The 21750-nt window shown below is 62.0% G+C and carries 17 protein-coding genes; 7 read left to right on the top strand and 10 right to left on the bottom strand.

The window, feature by feature from the left end; all coding sequences use genetic code 11:
- Positions 1–159: 159 nt before the first annotated feature.
- Entirely contained in the window at positions 160–1728 is a 1569-nt protein-coding gene (locus tag BN2694_RS03425; protein WP_135662638.1) for a TrkH family potassium uptake protein, read from the bottom strand.
- Between the two features lie 73 nt (positions 1729–1801).
- The gene (trkA, locus tag BN2694_RS03420; protein ID WP_135662636.1) at positions 1802–3136 is read right to left on the bottom strand and encodes a Trk system potassium transporter TrkA; all 1335 of its coding nucleotides are present in this window, start codon (positions 3134–3136) and stop codon (positions 1802–1804) included.
- Between the two features lie 196 nt (positions 3137–3332).
- Between trkA and BN2694_RS03415 the strand changes: the two genes are divergently transcribed.
- Positions 3333–3809 carry a hypothetical protein gene (locus BN2694_RS03415; RefSeq protein WP_135662634.1) on the top strand — a complete coding sequence of 159 codons (477 nt, stop codon included), beginning with the start codon at positions 3333–3335 and terminating at the stop codon, positions 3807–3809.
- A 190-nt stretch (positions 3810–3999) separates the two neighbouring features.
- On the opposite strand, the gene BN2694_RS03410 is transcribed toward BN2694_RS03415, so the two are convergent.
- The 4 genes from BN2694_RS03410 to BN2694_RS03395 form a co-directional block, all read right to left on the bottom strand.
- Positions 4000–4860: a hypothetical protein gene (locus tag BN2694_RS03410; protein ID WP_135662632.1), complete on the bottom strand. Its 861-nt coding sequence runs from the start codon at positions 4858–4860 to the stop codon at positions 4000–4002.
- Between the two features lie 533 nt (positions 4861–5393).
- Positions 5394–6581, bottom strand: coding sequence for a redox-regulated ATPase YchF (locus BN2694_RS03405; RefSeq protein WP_135662630.1), 1188 nt, complete (start codon positions 6579–6581; stop codon positions 5394–5396).
- A gap of 150 nt (positions 6582–6731) precedes the next feature.
- Positions 6732–9155, bottom strand: a complete 2424-nt coding sequence (locus BN2694_RS03400; RefSeq protein WP_135662628.1) for a DUF7282 domain-containing protein — start codon at positions 9153–9155, stop codon at positions 6732–6734.
- A 1-nt stretch (position 9156) separates the two neighbouring features.
- Complete coding sequence (locus BN2694_RS03395) at positions 9157–10722, bottom strand: type II/IV secretion system ATPase subunit (protein ID WP_244605415.1); 1566 nt, start codon at positions 10720–10722, stop codon at positions 9157–9159.
- 293 nt (positions 10723–11015) lie between these two features.
- Here BN2694_RS03395 and BN2694_RS03390 point away from each other — a divergent pair, with 293 nt between their 5' ends.
- The 3 genes from BN2694_RS03390 to sucD all read left to right on the top strand — a co-directional run bounded on the left by BN2694_RS03390 (position 11016) and on the right by sucD (position 13684).
- A complete protein-coding gene (locus BN2694_RS03390) occupies positions 11016–11438 on the top strand; it encodes a DUF5793 family protein (RefSeq protein ID WP_135662624.1) in 423 nt (140 codons plus the stop codon).
- A gap of 151 nt (positions 11439–11589) precedes the next feature.
- Entirely contained in the window at positions 11590–12735 is a 1146-nt protein-coding gene (gene sucC / locus BN2694_RS03385) for an ADP-forming succinate--CoA ligase subunit beta (RefSeq protein ID WP_135662622.1), read from the top strand.
- 79 nt (positions 12736–12814) lie between these two features.
- Positions 12815–13684 (top strand): succinate--CoA ligase subunit alpha, encoded by an 870-nt coding sequence (gene sucD, locus BN2694_RS03380; RefSeq protein WP_135662620.1) that lies wholly within the window; start codon positions 12815–12817, stop codon positions 13682–13684.
- 266 nt (positions 13685–13950) lie between these two features.
- Here the strand turns inward: sucD and glyA are convergent, their stop codons facing one another.
- Positions 13951–15198 carry a serine hydroxymethyltransferase gene (gene glyA, locus BN2694_RS03375; RefSeq protein WP_135662618.1) on the bottom strand — a complete coding sequence of 416 codons (1248 nt, stop codon included), beginning with the start codon at positions 15196–15198 and terminating at the stop codon, positions 13951–13953.
- 190 nt (positions 15199–15388) lie between these two features.
- Between glyA and tbsP the strand changes: the two genes are divergently transcribed.
- Positions 15389–16204 (top strand): transcriptional regulator TbsP, encoded by an 816-nt coding sequence (tbsP, locus tag BN2694_RS03370; RefSeq protein WP_135662616.1) that lies wholly within the window; start codon positions 15389–15391, stop codon positions 16202–16204.
- Between the two features lie 99 nt (positions 16205–16303).
- The gene (locus BN2694_RS03365) at positions 16304–18016 is read left to right on the top strand and encodes a YcaO-like family protein (protein ID WP_135662614.1); all 1713 of its coding nucleotides are present in this window, start codon (positions 16304–16306) and stop codon (positions 18014–18016) included.
- 35 nt (positions 18017–18051) lie between these two features.
- Here the strand turns inward: BN2694_RS03365 and BN2694_RS03360 are convergent, their stop codons facing one another.
- Positions 18052–19194, bottom strand: a complete 1143-nt coding sequence (locus tag BN2694_RS03360) for a DUF63 family protein (protein ID WP_135662612.1) — start codon at positions 19192–19194, stop codon at positions 18052–18054.
- Positions 19195–19326: 132 nt separating this feature from the next.
- On the opposite strand from BN2694_RS03360, the gene BN2694_RS03355 reads away from it, so the two are divergent.
- Positions 19327–20133, top strand: a complete 807-nt coding sequence (locus BN2694_RS03355; RefSeq protein WP_135662610.1) for a hypothetical protein — start codon at positions 19327–19329, stop codon at positions 20131–20133.
- Here BN2694_RS03355 and BN2694_RS03350 read toward each other — a convergent pair.
- A complete protein-coding gene (locus tag BN2694_RS03350) occupies positions 20093–20839 on the bottom strand; it encodes a hypothetical protein (RefSeq protein ID WP_135662608.1) in 747 nt (248 codons plus the stop codon). The genes BN2694_RS03355 and BN2694_RS03350 overlap by 41 nt on opposite strands.
- Positions 20840–20948: 109 nt before the next feature.
- Positions 20949–21734 carry an aldo/keto reductase gene (locus BN2694_RS03345; RefSeq protein ID WP_135665420.1) on the bottom strand — a complete coding sequence of 262 codons (786 nt, stop codon included), beginning with the start codon at positions 21732–21734 and terminating at the stop codon, positions 20949–20951.
- Between the last annotated feature and the right edge of the window lie 16 nt (positions 21735–21750).

Raw genomic sequence — 21750 nt, 5'->3', positions numbered from 1 at the left:
CTCTTGAGCGCGTTTTAGACGGATTCTATTGGCCTGTCTGTCCAGGGATTGTCAAGACTCATGTGGAAAAGACAGGGCGCTTGTCGGGCATTATCGGAAGACCATTACACAGTTCGGATGGCGGGAAAGGAGTCGGTCCTCAGACCGAGCGCGACGGTTTCACCACTCCCAGAACGAGCGAGTGAACAACACGAGCACTGGAACCACTTCGAGTCGTCCAAGCCACATCAGCACGATCATGAGGAGTTTCGACGTCTCGGGAAACTCCAGATAGCTCCCGAACGGCCCGAGCATCCCGAAGCCAGGGCCGATGTTCCCGATGGTCGCGATACTCGCACTGAGTGCCTCGATCGTCGTCAAATCAAGCCCCACACGCCCCGAATCGAGCGCGATGACCACCGCGGAGACGGCAAAGATGAACAGATAGAGGAAGGTGAATGCGAAGATCCCCCGCACGACCTTCTCGTCGATGACCTGTCCGCCGAGACGGACTGGCTCCACGACATCGGGATACACTGTCGACGAGAGCTGTCGGCGTGCGGCTTTGAAGATGACCAGCCAGCGGATCACCTTGACACCGCCACCCGTCGACCCTGCCGACCCGCCGATGAACATCACTGCCAGGAGGAGGAACTGGCCCGCTTCGTTCCATTGGGCGAAGTCACTCGTCGCGAAGCCGGTGGAATTGAGCAGGGTCACGGTCTGGAACAGGGCCTGTCGCAGTGAATTCTCGACAACACCCCCAGTAACCCCACCCAGTTCGAGCGCGGGTGCAGCGCCATTGAACAACAGCGCCCAGAGAACGAGCGCGACACCGACGATTGCACCGATGTACCCCTGGAATTCCCGATTCTGGAACACCTCGACGAACTGCCCCTTGAGAACGAAATAAAAGAGCGCGAAGTTCGTCCCTGCGATGACGATAAACGGGATGACGAGCCACTGTACGGCCGGCGAGAAGAATGCGATACTCTTGGCCTGCGGGGAGAACCCACCGGTCGGGAGCGTCGTGAATCCGTGCGCGATCGCGTTGTACAGATTCATCTCTGGGGCAGCGCCGAGCAGATGGAGCGCGTAGAGCAAACAGATCAACAGGGCGGTGAATCCGGCGTACACGAGCCAGAGGATGCGTGCCGTTTCGGCGATCTGTGGGGTGAGTTTCTTCAGTTCCGGGCCCGGCGCCTCTGCGTCGATCAGCTGTGCGCCGTTGACCGCCAGTTCGGGCAAGATTGCGACCATGAGGACGATGATGCCCATCCCACCGAGCCACTGTGTCAGTTGCCGATACATGAGCAGGGCGTGTGAATGTCGCTCGAACGATATATCGCCGAGCACAGTCGCCCCTGTCGTTGTAAATCCTGATGTCGATTCGAACAGAGCGTTGACGATCGAGGCGACCAGTGCGCCCGGCGATTCGAGGGAGAGTCCGACCGTCGATGCCGTCCCGAGGCCTTCCAGCAAATATGGCACGGCCCCACCGACGGACACGCCGACCCAGGCGAGCGTCACGAACAAGAGCGCCTCCTCCGCTCCGAGGTCGTCAACGTCGGCACTCCGTTCCAGTGACACACCGAGTCCAGCAGTAATCACGACCGATGCAAGAAACACATCCACGTCGTTCCCATAGATGACCGCGACGAAGAGCGGAATGAGCATCGTGACGGCGAGATACTTGAGGACAGTCCCGACGAGCGCACAGCTCTGTCGCCAGTTAACATTCAGATGCATCAGGTCACCTCCACATCCTGTCTGAGAGCAGGTTGAGTGGGAGACAGTCGGCCACACCGAGAGGCAGGTCCGCTCATAGGCGCTGCATTACGTCTTCGATGCCATCACTGTCAGCGAGAACGACGACATGATCTCCCGGTTTGACGACCGTATCGCCACGGGGCCTCAGAAAGCTCCCGTGGCGAGTGATCGCACCGATCACGACACCAGGTGGGAAATCGGCGATCGCCTCCGCGATCGGACGCCCTGCGAGGGCACTCTCCGTGTCGATCCGTATTTCGATCACCTCGGCGTGATTGTCCTCCAGCAAGGCAACGTTCTGCGTATCCTGATCCCGGGCAAATTCGATGATTTCTTCGGCAGTCGCTCGCCGCGGGTTTACCGCAACGTCAACACCGGCCGTCTCGAACAGGTCTACGTAGTCACCGTGATCGACGATTGCGACCGAACGATCGACACCCATCCGTTTTGCCCGGAGCGCTGCAAGGAGGTTCGCTTCGCTATCCTGATCGAGTGCCGCAACAACAACGTCGATGTCTGCGGCTCGCTCGGTCTCCAGAAAGTCCCGAGTTGTCGGGTCCGTGTTGCGGACAGTCGTCGCCGAGAGCCGTTCGGACAGTTCGCGTGCGCGGTCAGGGTCCCTCTCCAGCAGGTGCGGGCGAAGCCCCCGTTCCTCAAGCAGTCGCGCAGTGTGATATCCGATATCACTCCCACCGACAATCAGGACGTTTTGCGTGGCTGGTTTCTCCTGACTGAGTTGGGTGCCAAGCGTATGGACTGATTCGGGCTTTCCCATGACGATGATACCGTCGCCTGCTTCGATCTGGGTCGAACCAGTCGGAACGATGGTCGTTCCCGATCGGACGAGAGCGCCGAAGGTCAATCCCTCGAACGTGTCGGCTTCCTCGACCGTGAGCCCGACGAGCGAACCCCCTGGATCGACCTCGAATTCGGCTACGTGGACGGTCCCGCCGGCGAAGACATCGAAGCTGTTCGCTGCTTCCAGGCCCGTCCCGCCGACGGCTGCCCCGATAGTCAACAGATTCGTCCCGACCATGAAGTCAACACCGAACACGTCGTCTGCACGATCCCACGTTTCGATATATTTGAGTTGTCTGACGCGTGCGACGGTCGTGACGTCACTCAGTGCTTTCGCCGTCTCACACGTCAGGATATTGATTTCGTCGCTGTCTGTACTCGCGATGAGCAGATCAGCGTCCGCGATACCGGCTTCCTCCAGTGTTTCGATCGTCGAACTGTCACCGAGAGCCGTGAGGACATCTAGTTCGTAGCCAAGGCTATCGATCCGGTCTGCATCAGTATCGATCACAACGACATCGTGAGCCCCATCGAGTTTGGCTGCAACTCTTCGGCCGACCTGCCCAGCGCCAGCGATTATCACACGCATATCTATGCTACTGCGTACTAGTCACATATTCGAACACCCGATAAGTACGCTTTGGCATCCGCGCTGTCGAATCCAGCGTTGTGGGACGGAACCTGAAAGGTGACCGGCGACAGCCGTCTGCTGTTCAGCCGGCTCTTTTCTCTAGCTGCTAGATAGAGGCAATACCTAAATGCATGCTCAACCCTGACCTAGCTACATGAACAACCAGTCCAACGTCGATGAACTCAAGGCATTTCTAGATGCTATTGAGTCTCATCTGAATTGTACTTTCGATTTGGAGTCTTTTGAGGACCGATTCCGGCTGCAAAAGTATGTTCTCCTCGCTGAAGACTTCGGCTTTGATCATGGGTATCGTTACGGAATGCACCTTCGAGGACCGTATTCACCACCACTCGCTGAGGACTACTACTCCAATCTCAACGAAATATCTGCAAGTTCAAATGCTCTTTCTGGGTTCAATGCAGAGGCCTTTGCTAATCTTGTTGGTGATAAAGATGCTCAGTGGCTTGAATACGCGGCGACTTTCCGTGAGTTCTTCCGTCGAGCCCCATCTTATCAACCGAAGCAAAAGCGGATTCAAACCGCCATCAAGCGAACTGTCACCGAAAAGGACGTAGATTATGAAGCTTTACAAATTATCGTCGATCAACTGGAACGAGGTGATGTCATCTGACGCGTTGATATCCGGCAGAGTACCGGATATATGGCACCGTAAGAATCATCAACACTAAGGCCATAGATTAGGTGTGAATCGATATGGACGCTGACCAAGTATATCGGCGGGTTAACGAGCGTACGAAGAACCGCTCGGAAGTCAGCCGGGATATCCGTCATATCGCACGGTCAATGTCGCGTCTACCGGACTACTGATTGCTTTTCAGTCGCTCGATAAATACACTCCGTCCCAGGTCTTCCTTACCAATGAGAGAGTTTTGCTCTGTTCGTTCGAGGGTCTCGTAAATGAACTCCATGCTGAGTTCCTTATGCTGGCGTCGGAAATACGTAAGGGGCTCTTCCACAGCCAAGTCATAGTTCTTAAAGCGCAGTTTTGAATCGTTCTTTCGGATAACTCCATCGCAGCCCCATTGGTCAAGGTATCGGAATACTAAGATTTTCCGTGAGAGCGTGAGAAGTCGCTTTGACTCTCGGACAAACTCTTCTGCCCACTCATACCATTCCCCGGGCATCCCCGTTTCCGGAATTTCAAACTCAGGCGCGTAAGTACGCAGGTACACCTGCACGAAGCTCAGCGCTGTTCGGTGATTCGCGTTTGGAAGTCCGTGAGTTGTAATAAGATTCGAAAGGAGGCAGCCAGCGACATTCGGGATTCGCTGACGCCAGTTAGTTTGGTTGATTGCCTCAACAATTTCAGCAAGCTCTGGCTGTTTATACCACCGAAGTGGGTTGCCATTATCCCGACATTCTTTTTCAATTTGATGGAAGCCTTCGATAACAGTGTCTATCAGAACCTCGTTGCCCGCTTCAGAGATCTCTTCATATCCGTCAAAGCTTCGAGGGTGGACTTTTGCGGTATAGAGAGCGTGAATCTCCTGATCGAAAGAGCAGCTCTTGATCTCTGCATAGAAATCGTTAATACCGGGCGAGGAGCCTTCTCGCTCGTTCCGTAGCCGTTGTTCAACAACTTCCAAGTCCGGGTTTGCAAATTGGAGCGACAAAACAACCCCATTACCCTCCTCGAGATGATAGGGTAGGAGTCGGGCCACATAAACAAATCCGCATCCGGACGCTTAATGTTTATTCTTATCCCGACGACACAGTCAGAATGTCCGGAACTACAATCATCCGTGGTTGATTCAACTCACATATTCGCCATCCCAAGAACGATTATCGCTGAAGCAGAGTCCAATGTAGATAAATGGCCCCTCTGTTGAAACCTTGGAGTCAAAAATGAACTAAACCTCCCATTATAGTCCAGAGGTGGTCAAGCTGAATAGATTCATAATTGGCAGCAGCTTTTTCTAGAATGTCTTCCGTATCTCATGAACATTCTTCGAGACACGACGGAAACACTCAAACCAATCCCCAAATTGATTTCCAAAATTGTAGAGATTGAGCAATTCGTCATAACCCCTCCAATCGACTGGTGGTATGCTGAACAGAGGTTCTGTAGCTTGGACTGCTTGCTGAAGCAGTGTCCATCCCAGCAGTTTCTACCCATTCCAGCTACACCGCCCTAAATCGGCTGTGTATGGTGCTATACCGCGCGTTCTCTGTGCAGAAATCCGTCTCCACTGAGTCAGTTCGTCGTCGTGATCTCGACAACATCACGATGGTCGAGTTTTGTCTCGGCGCCGACCTGGCGTTCCGAGCGCACGTCGTGGGCGTGGAGGAACCCCTCGCCGATGTCCGTATGCAGGAAGTACGCGAAGTCCTCGGCCGTCGAGCCGTCCGGCAGCACGAAACAGTCCTGCAGGAACGTGCCGTCGTCCTGTGGTTTTCGTGCGCCGGGGAAGACAGCGATAGCACCGAGCACGTCGAACAGCGCCGTTTCGATGACGTTCTGGACACCCGTCCCGCCGTAGGCTCCGATGAACTCACGGATCTCTTCGAGTCCGGCCGCTTTTGCCTCGGAGAGATCGCCCGTCACTTCGAAGTCCTCATCGCCGGGTCGATAGTCCAGCACGCCTTGCTCGTCGCCGTTTTTCAGTGCCTTCTCGGCGTGAGCGGAGACGGGAACGAACGTCAGGTGCTCGTAGTCGGGATCAGTCGTCACAGCCTCCCAGTTGTCTTGGGCGGCCTCGGTGTCCATCTTGTTGGCGGCGATGACGATCGGCTTGGTTCGCATCCTGATCTCACAGGCGAGAGCTTCGCGATCTTCTTCGTCCCACGTCGCGGGATCGAGTTCGAGGCCCTCGCCGAGGATGACCTGTTTGATCTCGTCTTCGCCGATCCCGAAGGCCGAGAGCTGCTCGGCGAGATCGGCCTCGACATCGCTGTCCTCCCCATCGTAGCCCGAACGGTACCGTTCGATACCCTTCTCGAAGATGTCGAGATACCACATGTCGAGTTCGTTCTCCAGGAAGTCGATGTCCTCGCGTGGGTCGTGATCCGTCGTCGGTTCCCCTTCGAGATCCGTCTCACCGGTGAAATCGACAACGTGGACCAGCACGTCAGCTTCGTTCAAGTCCGTGAGGAACTGATTCCCGAGCCCCTTCCCTTCGTGAGCGCCGGGGACCAGTCCGGCAACGTCGACCAGTTTGGTCGGCACGAAGCGGATGCCATCCTCACAGTAGCCGTGGTTCGGGGTACAGGTGTGGTCGAATTCGGGTGCCGCACACTCGACGCGGACGTAGGCTTCACCCACCGACGGATCGATCGTCGTGAACGGATAGGCGCCTTCAGGCACGTCGTTCATCGTCGCCGCATTGAAAAACGTGGACTTCCCGACGGAGGGCTTGCCCACGAGTCCGATCGTATAGCTCATTGGCGAGAAACGGGCAACAGTCGGCTAAAACGTTCCCAATCGAATCGACAGCGGGTGGCAGTCCCACACATTCCGGGATCGGTTCGCGTCACGGGACATCTGTGAGGAATATACGGAGTCCGACAGCCCAGCGGCACGACGAGACGCCGATCAGGACGTCGTTTCGAGGGGCCTGACCGTGGCCTCGACCGAGACGGGTCCACCGGACGTGTATGGGCGATCACGATTCCCGTTCCCGATGGTGAACTGTCTGTCGCCGTTGGAATCCAGATGCGGGACGGCAATCAGTCTCGTCCGACTCGATATCGACCGGTCGAGTTCGATCCGGACCTCGTCGTATTGGCCCGGCGGCAGGTACGCCGAGTGGCCGACGACCGGACCGTCCGCCGACCCCTCGTGGATCACGACGAACCCGCCCTCGGAGGTCGAGACCGAATCGACCGTGACTGTGCGTTCGACGACGACCTGGTCCTGGAAGGTCAGGGAGGCGACGGGCGAGGCGACGAGCACGATCGCGAGGTAGGCGATCGTCAACAGGATCGCGGCGTGTTTGGCGCCGTCCCTGAGCGTTCCTTCGCCCAGTTGGCCGGCGACGAACCCCGAGAGTGCACCCTGGATGAGCGCCGCGTGCAGGAAGATCAGCGTGTATGCGGGTTTGTTGACCTCTCCGAGCCGGGCAAAGGCGGTGACGTCGACGCCCAGTCGGTTCGAGTTGGGTACCGGGACGCTGTCTGGAAGGCTCGGGACGAGCACTTCCTCGACGGCGAAGATGATGACCAGGAACACCAGAAAGGAGACGTAGATGACGACGAGGTAGGTGAACATCTGCTGGCGGCGCTCCCGACGCATCCGGAGATCCGAACGAGCTTGTCTGGCGGCGATCCGCAACACCGGGCCGAGCTGACCGCTGGCCCGCATGGCGTTGGTCAACAGGGTGACCACGCGGGCGATCGACGCGGTGTGGATCCGTCGACCGAACCGCCGGAGGGCGTCCGCCGCGTTGGCTCCCAGGGTGACGTCGGTCCAGATGCGGTCGACCTCGTCGGTCAGCACCCCGAGGTCGGTGTCCCGGACGCGATCAATGCTCTCGACGAAGGACATCCCTGCTTCGTTCAGGCTGGCCAGCCGTTCGAGGAGCTCGGGCGTCGCGGCCTCGATCCGGTCGATGCGACGGGAATGGAGTTCCCGGACGATCGCGTAGGTTCCGATCAGGAAGATAGCCACCTGGACGATCACGTCGTCGGCCAGCCGGAGGTTGAACCCGTACTCGGTGATCGTAGCCGGTCCGCGCAAGGCGATCCACACCAGTGCGATCGGGACCGTGAGATAGAAGATCCGCGTCGGATTCCAGAGGATCGTCTGGATGGGACGGGTCACGATGTGCTTGATCCGCTCGACGCGATCGTACAGCAGGAGCTGGGTACGACCGGCGACCGAGCGGGCGGCCATGCCGCCGTCGGTGCTGGCGGTCGGCGTCTCGGGCGCCGTCGTACTTCGATCTCGCCCGCGCTCGAGTGCCGCAAGGCCACTCTCACGGGCGATCCCGAGTTCGTCGAGCTTCCCGTCCAGATAGACCACGAACAGCGCGTTCGCCAGCGGGACGACCAGGTACGCGAGCAACTGGAGGATCGGGAGTGTGTCGGTGATCGTCAGCCCGAAGACCAGCAAGATTGTAAACAGGAAGAGCATTCCCGCGATAAGCGTCGTGACGTAGGCCTCGGCGATCGTTGCCAAGAGTTCGAGAACCTCTGCCTGTCGCTGTTCGGCCTCTTCCTGAAAGCGCTCGTACTGGCTTTCGAGAAACGCCGGGATCTTTTGGCCGCTCGCGAGAACGCTCGCAAGATTCTCTCCGAACGTTCGAAAGGAGTCGCTAGGCGAGCGATAGGCCATCCGCCGGATCGCCGAGAGCATGTCTCGGCCGAACAGATCCATCTCCCGGACGGCGACACCCATCTCGTCGGCAGCGTCGCCGTAGATGTCCCGATTGCGGCCCAGCGCACGCATCACTTCCGGGAACGCGAGACCGCCACGGGACAGCGCGTAGGTGAACGCGACTGTCCGCGGCAGGGCCTCGTTGATCCCCCGTCGACGCACCTCTGCGTGGCTGGCCGGGAGTTGCCAGCGCGCGACGTAGGTCACTCCCGCGGCTACCAGCCCGACCACCACGCCACCGGCCGTCAGCAACGCGGTGAGCTGTCCGGATCCGAGGACGATTTCGAAGTCCCGGCGACCCAGGACATCCCCCATGACCGAGGGGAGATCGGCGAGGAGGGCAAGCACCGTCGGCAACGCCAGCAACGTCCCGGCCAGAAGGTAGACGCCGACGACTCCGCCGATCAGTGCGGCAAGCGCCGTATAGAGGTACGTCTTTGCGGCGTAGACACGGTAGGTCGTCCCGATGTACGCGGCCTCGAGTCGGCGTTCCCTGGTGGGGGAAGGTTCGACGTATCGGCTGAAGTACCGCCGGGCCGTCCGGCTGAACAGTCGATCGAGGCGCGGGCTAACGCCCGTCAGCGAGACTGCCGCGGCGACGACGAGTGCAACGACCAGCGGCACCAGTCCTGCGGCGTTCATATCAGACGCCGCTCACCTCGACGTCAAGCGTCCCGAGGGCGGCCGCCTTATCGGCGTAGTATCGGTTGACGTGGGCGGTGAACCGTCGGTAGTCCGTGACGCCTTCCTCTCTCAGTGCCGCGAGGAATTGCTGGCGGTCGCGCAGTTCCCCTAGCAGCTCGGCCTGACTCCAGCCCCGCTCGTCGCGGATTTCCTCGAGCAACGAGGACCCGTGCTCGGCGAATGCGTCCCCGGTGGGGTTCCACTCGTAGACGTTGGCGTAGTCGAGTTCGCCCGTCCGCTGGTCGATGCCTTCGATCTCGGCTAAGACCTTCGCGCGACGCACGCGTTCGTCACCCCGACGGGCCAGGACCTGGACGGCGAGCACGTCCAGGCTCTGGACCATCTGCCGGGGGACGTTGATGGGTTCGTTCTCTAAGCGATTGATGACCGTCTGGACCGAGTCGGCGTGCATCGTCGAGAAGGTCGTATGGCCGGTGTTCATCGCCTGAAACAGCGTGATGGCCTCCTCGCCACGTACCTCGCCGACGACGATGTACTCCGGACGGTGTCGCAGCGCCGAGCGCAACAGGTCGTACATCGTGATGTCGTCCTCGTCGAAGCGCTCTCTGGTCACGCTGGAGAGCCAGTTGTCGTGATATAGCGACAGTTCGCGGGTGTCCTCGATCGTGAGGACTTTCGCCCGGGGTGGGATGAACATCGAGACGGCGTTCATCGAGGTGGTCTTGCCGGCGGCCGTCCCGCCGGCAAAGAGGAGCGACTTGTTGTGTTCGATCGCCAGCCAGAGATAGGCGAGCATCTCGAGGCTGAAGGTGCCGTACTCGAGCAGGTCGATCGGCGTGAAGGGGTCTTCGGCGTACTTCCGGATCGTAAACGCCGATCCGTGCGGAGTCACTTCCGTCCCCAGTGCGAGTTCGATTCGAGACCCGTCGGGCAGCGTCGTCGAAACCATCGGGTCGGCAACGCTGATGTGTCGCCCCGAGCGCTGGGCCAACTGGATTACCGCGTCCTCGAGTTCGTCTTCTGAGAAGGTGACGTTCGTCTCGATGTCGGTATAGCGATCGTGGTAGGCAAAGATCGGTAGATCGACGCCGTCACAGGAGACGTCCTCGATCGCGGGGTCGTGCATCAGGGGATCGATTTTCCCGTACCCCTGAAACTCCCGGTAGAGGTAGTAGAACAGCCGGTGGACCGTTTCTGGCCCTACGTCGACGCCGTACTCCTCTAAACGCGCCCGCAGTTCTTCGAGGATGGCTGTCTCGGGATTCTCGTCGACGGCGTCGCGATACAAAAGCGGCCCGCGGACGTCCTCGAAGAGACGTTCGAGCAACTCCCGCTGGAACGCGTCGAGATCCGGTTCGGCGACGTAGTAGTAGTGTTCGTCCCGTTCTCGATCGTGATTGATCGAGGCAAAGGCGTAGGGGGCATTCAGCCAGTAGCGTTCGACTTCTTCCATCCCCGGACGCCCCTCGGTAGCGACCAGCCGTCCGTGTCGGGCCGGATCGTACTCCTCGAGAACGACTTGTGAACCGGCGAATACCCGACTGACCCGCTCGAACCAGTTCATGAGGCCAGTCACGCGACCGGTCCCGCTTGATCGACTCGCTCCCGACGACGCCCCGTCCTCGACGGTCTCGGTGGTGTCTGCCATTCTGGGTCACCCGGGATACGACGCCGACCGTATCCGTTTCGTATTGCGGATTGCGAGTCCAGGTACTTAAATTCGAACCGCCGATCATCAATGGCGAGAACGCGATCGGAACAGCGGTATGACAACCTCGCCGGCGCGTGACGGCTGGCGGCCGTTCCCTCCGTTGCCGTCACCTTCATGCCAATCGAACACATACCATTATCTACCGGATGAAGCGTGAACAGTTCAGCCTAAACGCCGACCCAGCCCCGACCGACAGCAGTCAGCCACCAACCATCGAGATTACCTACGACGGATCGAGTGAGACGCTTCTGCAACGGCTTTCGACGCCGGAAGGGGATCGCCGGAGGGGTGAGGATGTCGATGTCGCGTTCCGTCTGCAGGACGAACAGCGTGGCGTCTTGAGCATTTCCGATCGACTCACTGGCGCGTTCGTCTGCGAGGTCGATGCTGACGCCGACCGCGTCACCGATGTCGTCTCGGCCGCCGAAGACGGCGACGGTCGCTACCGGATCGAGATTACGGGCGCCGAGGAGGCCTGGTCGGTCCAGAAGCGGACGCTGCTGGTCTACGACGGCGACGGGCGTCTCCTGCGGACCTGCAGCCTCATTCCCGGCAGCGTCGAACTGTGAGCACTTTCGTTTTACGCGCTGTCGGCTTTTGATTTACCCTCGGACCCGACGCGGATCCACGACCCAGGACAAGCGGCAGTATCGTCCGGGAGTTTGCCAAGCGGTAGCAAAAGGCGGGATTTAATGCGTCCCCGCACCCCACGGTGGGTACATGCGACTCCACGAGTATCAGGCCAAGCGGCTCTTTGCTGACGCCGGGATTCCGACCCCCGAGGCCGAGTTGGCGAGCGATGTCGAAGCGGCGGTCACGGCGGCCGAATCGATCGGCTACCCCGTCGCGGTCAAGGCGCAGGTTCACGTCGGCGGGCGTGGGAAGGCCGGTGGGATCAAACTCGCGGCCGACGCCGCGGAGGCCCGCGCTGCCGCCGAGGAGATCATCGGCATGGACCTGAAGGGCTACGAGGTCGATCGCGTCCTCGTCGAGGCGGCCGTCGACTTCGTGAACGAGTTGTACGTCGGCGTGACCATGGACCGCGGTGCTGGCAAACCGGTCGCGATGGTCTCGAGGAAGGGCGGAGTCAACATCGAAGAGGTCGCCGAGGAGGACCCCGACGCCATCGCCCGGGAACACGTCGACCCCGCCTTCGGTCTCCATCCCTACCAGGCTCGCAAGGCCGTCTACGACGCCGGCGTCGACCGCGAGGTGGCCGGCGACGTGGCCTCGATTCTCTCGACGCTGTACGATCTCTGGGACGAGAAAGACGGCAGCGACGCCGAGATCAATCCCGTGATGATCACCGACGGTGGCGAGGTCGTTGCCGCCGACGCCGTTTTCAACGTCGACGACGATGCCCTGTTTCGCCAGTCCGAGATCGCCCAACTGGAGGGCGAGACGACCGGCGACGACCTGGAGGCGATGGCGAGTGAGTACGGCTTCGACTACGTCCGACTGTCTGGCAACGTCGGCGTCATCGGCAACGGCGCAGGACTCGTGATGACGACCCTGGACATGGTCGATCACTACGGCGGTGCCCCGGCGAACTTCCTGGACATCGGTGGCGGTGCAAAGGCCGGTCGCGTGCGCAACGCCCTGGAGGTCGTTTTCGCGGACGACAACGTGGACAGCGTCGTATTCAACATCTTCGGGGGGATCACCCGCGGCGACGAGGTCGCCCGCGGCATCAACGAAGCCCTAGAGGAGTTCGACGAGATTCCCAATCCGGTCACGGTCAGGCTCGCGGGGACCAACAGCGCGGAAGGCATGGAAATCCTCAATACTGATCTCGTGACCGTCGAGCAGACGCTGGAGGAAGCGGTTCAGCGTGCCGTCGCCGACGCTCAGGAGGTGGAAGCATGAGTTCTATCAGACGATTCGACACTCGCTTCGCTCGGTCGACTGCGACTGATACCCTCATTCTCACCACGGGGTGGTTCGAATGAGTGTGCTCGTCGACGAGGATACCCGCGTCATCGTCCAGGGAATCACCGGCGGTGAGGGCGAGTTCCACGCCGAGCAGATGATCGAGTACGGCACGAACGTCGTCGCCGGTGCAGTCCCCGGAAAGGGCGGCCAGGAAGTCCACGGCGTGCCAGTGTACGACACAGTCGATCGGGCCGCTCGCGCGGAGGATGCCGACGCCTCAGTCGTGTTCGTCCCGCCCGCCTTCGCCGGTGACGCACTGTTCGAGGCGCTTGACGCCCCGCTGGACGTCGTCGTCGCGATCACTGAAGGGGTCCCGACTCAGGACGTCAGCAAGGTCTACGAACAGCTCCGCCGAACGGATACGCACCTGATCGGACCCAACTGTCCGGGGATCATCACGCCAGGCGAGACGAAACTCGGCATCCTGCCGGGCAACATCTTCGAGTCTGGTGAGGTCGGGCTGATCTCTCGGTCCGGCACCCTCACCTACCAGATCGTCGATAGCCTCACGGCGCGGGGCATCGGCCAGTCGACGGCAGTCGGCATCGGCGGCGACCCCATCATCGGGACCGGGTTTATCGACGCCCTCGAACTCTTCGAGGCCGATCTCGACACGGAGGCCGTCGTCATGTGTGGCGAGATCGGCGGCGAGGACGAGGAGGAGGCCGCCCGCTATATCGCCGAATACATGGATACGCCGGTGGTCGGGTTCATCGCCGGACGGACCGCACCGCCAGGCAAACGCATGGGTCATGCCGGTGCGATCGTCTCAGGGAGCGGCACCGGGACCGCTGCGAGCAAGATAGAGGCCCTCGAGAACGCGGGCGTGCCTGTCGCCGAGACGCCGGACGAGGTCGCCGATCTCGTCGAGGAAGTCCGCTGATCGCCGTCGCCGTCGTCTCGGCCGAACTGCTGTACTTCGAGCCCGAACCGATCATCGAGGTAGCCGAGACGAGCGAACACGACATCGAAGACGATCTGTGAGTGGCGTTGATGGCCTTTCCCGGCCAGCCAGCTACCAATCGATTCTTCCGAGGCGGAGAACTACCGTGGCCCGGTCAGTCGTCTCGACATAGCCAGTCAGCGGATATCTGCCACCAGATATTCGGTCCGGGAGTAACAGACGAGACCGGGGCACTCGACGATTGGTTACTCGTAGACGGGATATTCGTCAGTCAGTTCGTCGACGCGTTCGCTCACTCTCTCGATGACGGCCTCGTCATCGGGCGCGTCGACGACCTCGTAGATCAGGTCGGCGACCTCGCGAGTGGCGTCCTCGTCGAACCCGCGGGTCGTCAGGCCGGGCGTACCAGCCCGGATACCCGAGGGATTGAACGACGAGCGCGTCTCGCCGGGGACCGTGTTTGCGTTGAGGACGATCCCGGCGTCTTCGAGTGCCTCCTCGACGTCTTTGCCCGGCGTGTCGGGATGGGACGGTCGGAGGTCGATCAACACGAGGTGGTTGTCGGTCCCACCCGAAACAAGTTCGAGGCCGTGTTCCTGGAGGCGGTCCGCGAGGGCTGCCGCGTTGGCGACTGTTTGCTCGGCGTACTCCTCGAACTCCGGTTCGAGAGCCTCGCCGAAGCCGACGGCCTTGCCCGCGATGTTGTGCATCAGCGGGCCGCCCTGCATGCCGGGGAAGACCGCGGAGTCGATGTCGTCGGCGTACTCCTCGTCACACATGATGATGCCGCCCCGGCCGGCCCGGATCGTCTTGTGGGTCGATCCCGTCACGAAGTCCGCCACGCCGACCGGCGAGGAGTGGACGCCTGCCGCGACCAGTCCCGTGATGTGGGCGATGTCTGCGAGGTGGTAGGCATCGACGTCCTCGGCGACCGCCTGGATTTCTCCCCACTCGACCTCGCGGGGATACGCCGAGTACCCCGAGACGATAATGTCGGGATCGAATTCTTCTGCTGTCTTGGCCAGTCCCTCGTAGTCGATGTAGCCGGTCTCTTCGTCGACCTCGTACTGTTCGACGTCGTAGACCTGGCCGGCGAAGTTCGCCGGGTGACCATGAGAGAGATGGCCGCCGTGGGTCAGATCAAGCGAGAGGATCTTGTCGCCGGGTTCCAGGACGGCCAGGTAGACGCCCATGTTGGCCTGGCTGCCCGAGTGTGGCTGGACGTTGACGTGGTCGGCACCCCACAACTCCATCGCGCGGTCGATCGCAAGTTCCTCGACCTCGTCGGCGTACTCACACCCGGCGTAGTAGCGCTTGCCCGGATAGCCTTCAGCGTAGATATTCGTCAGTGCCGACCCCTGTGCCTCGAGGACGGCCTCGCTGACGTGGTTCTCGCTGGCGATCAGCGCCAGGGTGTCTTCCTGCCGGTCGCGCTCGCCAGCGAGGGCGTCGGCGACGGCCGGGTCGACCTCGCGGACGGTCTCGTGAGTCATATTTCACTCTCGTTGGTCCCTCTTGAATAATCTATCTTTCCACACTCGAGGGGAGGGTTTTGACACCCGCGCGTTCTAGCAGCACATCGGCGATTAGTCTGGAACCTCGGGTTGGACAGCCGGAGACGTGAAATCAGGATTGCCGAGACAATAAGATTAAACAACACCATTGGTTATATACAAAACACAAATGTCCAGTCAAAATACGATAGGAGGGCCACTCCAATCGATCCTCGAGGAGACCTTGCGATCGGCAACAGAGGCCTACGTCGTGAACCCGGCCGCCGAGACGATCACGGAACTGGTCGATGTCCTCGATGGGTTCGAGGACGCGCCGACGGTCCGGCTGCTGGTCCCCGAAGGCCCCCTCAAGCACGTCATGGACGATTTCTTGATCGCCAGCGTTACGGCGGATCTGATCGACTCGGAGGTACTTGAGATCCGCCTTCTCTCGGAGGTACCGGTCAATTCCCTCCTCGTGACCGACGACGCTGTCGTGTCGCTGGTGACCGTGGCGGAGACGCCCGCGGGGCTTCGGAGCGACGACGAGGCGTTCGTCGAGGAGACACAGACACACTTCGCAGACATCTGGGAGACCGCTAGGGAACAGTCGCTTCGGACCCCACCGCTCTCCCGGGTTCGATCGACGCTGGAGTCGGATCTCGACGCCGAGACGCGGGCAGACTTCGATGCCGTCCTCGACTCGCTGTCGGTCGCTCGCGGCGACGGGCAGGGTCTCGACGAGGTGACCATCAGCTTGCTGGTGGCCGCCCGCAACGAGCAGTTGCTTTACGACATTAGCAAGTGGGGCGAGGATGTCGGGGTGGCGAGCAAGGCAACATTCTCCCGGACGAAGACCCAGCTGGAAGACCAGGGACTGCTCGATACGGAGAAAGTCCCGATCGATGTCGGCCGCCCGCGACTGCGACTGATACTGGGCGACGAACGGTTGCGCTCAGCTGACGCGGACGAACTGGCTGCGGTCGTGATGGATATCCTGTCTTAGCGGGTTCGCCCGATTCGCCGTCGGGGCCTTCCGGGGGTGTCACGGTCGATCGTCGGTCGGAACGCGACCTTTTTGCCCATTGGGCCGCCACGGAGAGCCATGACTGTCGGCATCGCCGGGTCGGGACCGGCCCTCGAAGCGATCGAGGCCGCCCTGTCGGACGTGGACGTCCGGACCGAACGACACGAGGCACTGGACGTCGGCGCGTTCGACCTGGGGATCGTCGTTGATGTCGCCGGATCGGCGGCCTTCGAGCGCGTCAACGACGTGGCCTGCGAGACAGGCGCGCCCTGGATCGCTGTCGAACTCGGTGGGGTTGGTGGCGTACCGGTCGTCGACGCGGCGATCACTGGCTTCGACGGGTCAACCGGTTGTTACGGCTGCCTGGAGACGCGCGTCCGGTCGAACGTGGATCCGACCGAACAGCCGACCGAGGCCCAGCCGCCCACGACGGCCCGGTACGCCGGTGCGATCGCCGGTCGAGCCGCGGCGAGTTTTCTCGACGACGGGACGAACGGGCCAGACGTGTTCGGCCATGTGATCGAGATCCCCCACGAACGCCACCGGCTCCTGGCCGTGCCTCACTGCGGGTGTGGGACTGAACCCCCACGGGAGATCGAGCGGACGACGGCGTCCCGGGACGTCGAGGAATCGCTTGCGCTGGCCGAGCGCGGGATCGACGACCGGGCCGGGATCGTCAGGGAAGTCGGTGAGGTGGATTCCTACCCGCTCCCGTATTACCTGGCGCGCAACGCCGACACCGGGGGATTCAGCGACGCCGGTGCCGCCACACAGGCTGCCGGGGTCGCCCTCGACTGGAACGAGGCCTTCATGCGAGCGCTGGGCGAAGCGTACGAACGCTACGCGGCGGGCGTCTACCGGACGGAATCGTTCCGGGAAGCGCCTCGCGCGGACCTCGACACTGCCGTCCCGCCCGCGTCGTTCGTGACACCCCCGCCGCCCGACCGAGACGCCACAAGGCTGTGGATCGACGGTGAGAACCTGGCGACCGGACAGACCGTCGACCTCCCCGCGTCGCTGGTCGTGTATCCGCCGCCGAACGAGGCTGTCAGGCCGGCCGCGACGACGGGGCTCGGGTTCGGCAACGCGACCGTCGAGGCGCTGCTGTCGGGGCTCTACGAGGTCATCGAACGCGACGCCGCGATGCTCGCTTGGTACTCGACGTTCGAACCGCTCGGTCTCGCGGTCGAAGACGAGGGGTTCGAAACGCTGGTCGCCAGGCTCGAGGCGGCGGGGCTGTCCGTCTCGACGCTGTTGCTCACTCAGGACGTCGACGTGCCGGTCGTGGCCTGTGCCGTCCACCGGGAGGGGGAGTGGCCCCGGTTCGCGATCGGGTCGGGCGCCGACCTCGACCCCGCTGGGGCCGCCCGGTCGGCGCTGACCGAGGCGACACAGAACTGGCTCGAACTTCGCCGGATGGGCCCCGATCGGGCGAGCGAGGCCGGGGGCGCGATCGGCGAGTACGCCGCATTCCCCGAGGAAGTCCAGTCGTTCGTCGACCCGGGAAGTGTCGTCGCCGCTGGAGACGTCGGTCCCGACCCTGCACCGACCGGCGAGGCGGAACTGCAGGTGTTGATCGAGCGTGTCGCCGACGCCGGCATGACGCCGTACGCGGCACGACTGACCACCAGAGACCTCGCGACCCTCGGATTCGAGGCTGTTCGCGTGCTCGTCCCCGATGCCCAGCCACTGTTCCTCGACGAACCCTATTTCGGTGACCGACTCGACACCGTTCCCGACGAACTCGGGTTCGAGGCGCGACCCGGTCGGGCGTTCCATCCGTTCCCCTGAACGGGCGGTACTCGCGGGCGACCCACTCCGAGCGATCAGATGCCCAGCGCGGCACGCATCATGTCCCTGGAGCCTGGGCCGAGACCCACCGCGACCACTGCGATGAGCAGGAGGTAACTATAGCGCGGTTGCTCCTCGATAAACTCCTCGGTGAACAGCCAGACGATCGCCAGCGGGAAGGCGAGTTTCACCAGTAAGAACGGCCACGACGCACCCATCGCTTCGAGGACACCAGCGGGCAGGATCGTCTGTGTCACGTCGATGATGAAGGCGTTCGCGGGGTGTTTCGGTGAGTAGGAAATCGGGAGGCCGATCACATCGGCCCAGTCCGAAATGAGGACGTTCGCTACGCCGTCGACAGCCTGCCCCCAGAGGACGACCAGTCCGACTGTGCCGGTTCCGCTGTTGATCGACGGCGCGACGCGGTCTGCGAGGGCGTAGATGCCGGAGGCAAACAGTGTCGCCAGGCCGAGGGTGAGGATCACGACCTGCGGGTACAAGCCGACGTACTCGACGGTGGCTCCGAGGATCAGGAGGTAGCCGAACGTTACTGTGAGAATCCCGACGCCGAGGTACCCCAGCGTCCGCTCGGCCGACGCGACTACGTTTCGGCCGGCAAGTTCGACGCTGGCGAGTAACGCGGCCAGCGCGATGCCAAAGACAGTGAAGTAGATGACCGGGCTGATGAACAGCGTGTTCAGCGGGTATCCGATTGCGGGTTCGAATCCAGCGGCAGCCGCCGCGTCGGTGGCGTCTTCGACGACCCGCAGCGCACCACCGAACAACATGAACGGCACGAGTGCGAAGAACATCGACCGGTCGAGGTCGATATCGAGCCGACGCAAGAGGAGGTAGACGCCGATCAGGAAGAACAGCCCGACCAGCATGTACCCGACCTCGGAGACGACCGTATAGCCCGGCTTGGCGACGATTGCCCCGGCGCTTTCAGCGGCCCGACAGGCTGATTTGCTGTTCGCCAGCGAGAGGCCGCCGTCTTTGATCGCACAGGTGGCCTTGTGGGCGTCGGCGTACACCGGGCCCCAGAAGTACTGCCAGACGAAACCGTCCCAGACTGTCCGCGTGAAGGCGATTGAGCCTCCGACGAGGGCAACGAGGGCAGCGGCGAACGTCGCCAGCCAGGCCCGTCCCGGATCGTCGGCGACTGCCGAGTAGTCCATGCCCGAGTTGCCGAGAGCCGGGGAGTTGAGCGTTCCGGTCCCGAGTGACTTCGATTGGAACCCGGCGCTGACGCGGTTGCGTTTCTTCCGACTGATCCCGACTCTTTTGGCCTTCGCCGTCGACTTCCCGGTATGGATCCGGAGGTACTGGGTGATCTCGTGGCGCCCGCCCGGCGGACCGACGCCGTCTCCTACCGGCACGCCGAGGAACCCGCTCGATTACAGCGCTACGACAGCCTCTGTACGACCGCCTGGCAGACGGCGAACCTTATGCGACTCTACGGGGTTCACGCTGGGGCGACCGTCGGGATCGTTGACGCACCGAAACATCCAGACGGCGGCCCGCCCACTGACATGCGCGGTCCGTCGACTGACGCGCCGGGCGATCGTGGCTCGGGAACGCCGATCCCGGAGGTGATCACGGCGTTTCTCGGGGCCTCGCTGCTCGGGGCGGTTGTCCGGTTCGATCCGCACCAGTCTTTCGACGGGTCGGCCCTGCTCTGTCCGGCGGCGTGGACCGGAGACTACGAGCTCAGTCCTGGCTGTACGGTCTTGGCGTATGGCGGGCCGCCGACGGACTCGTCAGTGGTCCACTTCGAGAGCGAGGTCTGGAGCGAGACGCCGATTGCCCCACCGGAATCGGTGTCCCCGACGGCCCCCGTACTCGCGGCGGACAAGCACACGTTCGACCATGCGACGCTCCTCGGGGCCGCCACCGACGTCGTCGACGAGCACGGCGTTGCCGAGGGTGACGCTGTCGCGATCGATGCGTCATTCGCCCGACCGGGCACCGTCGTCGCCGGTGTGATCGCACCGCTGCTCGTGGGCGGATCGATACAGGTTGGCGGCGGAGACGTCACCCATCGGGTCGGGGATGTTGGGATCGATCCCGCGGCGGTCACTCTCTGCCCGTCGGACGGACGTAGTTCGCGAGTGTGACGACGGTTCCGGTCAGCCAACCGATGGGGAAGGAGATTCCGAACCACATGATCGCGTGGGAGAGTCCTTCGAGGTCGAAACGGGCACGCAACGTCTCGGCGATGCCGCCATAACTCAGGACGGTATCGTTGATCCAGCGCGCCACCTCAGTGCTTTGGGTGAAGACGGCGTCCTGTATCGTGGGGATGTAGAAGGCCGCCACGATCGGCGGCAAGAACAGCGCGGTCATGGCGAAGGGATAAGCGAGCAGGACCGTCGTCGCCCGGCCGCCGACTGTTCTGAAGAGGTACGCGATCATGCCGGCGACGACGGCGACGACGCTCGCAACGAGGACGGCCAACACTTCGTGTCGATCGCTGAGTTCGAGATGGGCGACCACCGTGAGCGCGCCCCACAGCGCTGTCAGGACGAGGAAAGTGCCGATCGCGCCGATATAGGCAGCGACCCAGTCGAGCCGACTGGTCTGGGCACGCATGACGTAGCCAAACAGAACCATCGGGTACACGATCGCGAGGAGCACCCAGCCCACCACGCCCCAGGAGCGGTAGGTGATCCACCCGCGCTGGCTGTCGGGGGTCCACTTGCCCAGCACCGTCTGATCGGCGTCGATCTGCCGCGGGTAGATGATCTCCATCCAACTCTCGTGGAGGCGCTTGAGATCGATTCGGACCCCCTCGACGATGCCCGACGCGTTCCCGGCCGACATATACTGGCGATTGAACACGCCACGGTATAACTGCTACGAGGGAAAGCTGTCCCCTAGGAGGGTATCGACGTTCCGTCTGGCACTGGGTCCACAGTCCGACTGGAAATGCCTACCAGTCGGGAGAGAAATCCGGATCGACCCGGCGGTCCGTCCGTTCGATGGCGTCGATGGCGGCGAGGTCCTCGGCCGGTAACTCAACCCGGACGCTCTCGAGATTGTCTCGGATATGTGCCTCGCTCGTGGCTTTCGGGATCGCCGTCACGTCGCGTTCCCGGAGCCACGCCAGACTGACTGCGGCTGGGCTAACGTCGTGTTTCTCGGCGATCTCGAGGACCGTGGGGTCATCCATGACAGCACCCCGAGCTAGCGGCGAGTACGCGACGAGATTGTAGCCGGTTTCCGTGGCGTGGGCCAGCAGTTCCTCCTGGGGGAGCTGTGGGTGCATCTCCACCTGATTGGCGAAGATCGGCGCGTCCAGAATCTCCCGAGCACGATCGACGTGCTCGGGCGTGAAGTTGCTTACACCGACGTGTTCGATCAGTCCGCGGTCGTGTAGCTCGTCGAACGCCCCCAGCGTCTCCTCGGGGTCGTAGGCACGACTCGGCCAGTGGATATAGAGGAGATCCACCGCGTCGACGCCCAGTTTCTCGAGGCTCTGCTCGGTCGTCTCGATGACGTCTCGATACGAGAGGTTGTCCGCCCACACTTTCGTTGCGAGGAAGACCTCCTCCCGGGAAACGTCCGCGGCGGCGATTCCGTCGCCGACGGCCGCCTCGTTGTCGTAGGCCTGTGCCGTGTCGACGTGTCGATACCCGGCTTCCAGGGCCGTCCGGACGCTTTCGGCACACTGTGCGAGGTCGTCGTTCTGCCAGGTCCCGAGCCCAAGCATTGGCATCCCATCGACTGACGGG

Source organism: Halorhabdus rudnickae (assembly GCF_900880625.1).
In the GTDB taxonomy this organism is placed as follows: domain Archaea; phylum Halobacteriota; class Halobacteria; order Halobacteriales; family Haloarculaceae; genus Halorhabdus; species Halorhabdus rudnickae.
This window is presented reverse-complemented; position numbering and strand designations above follow the sequence as displayed.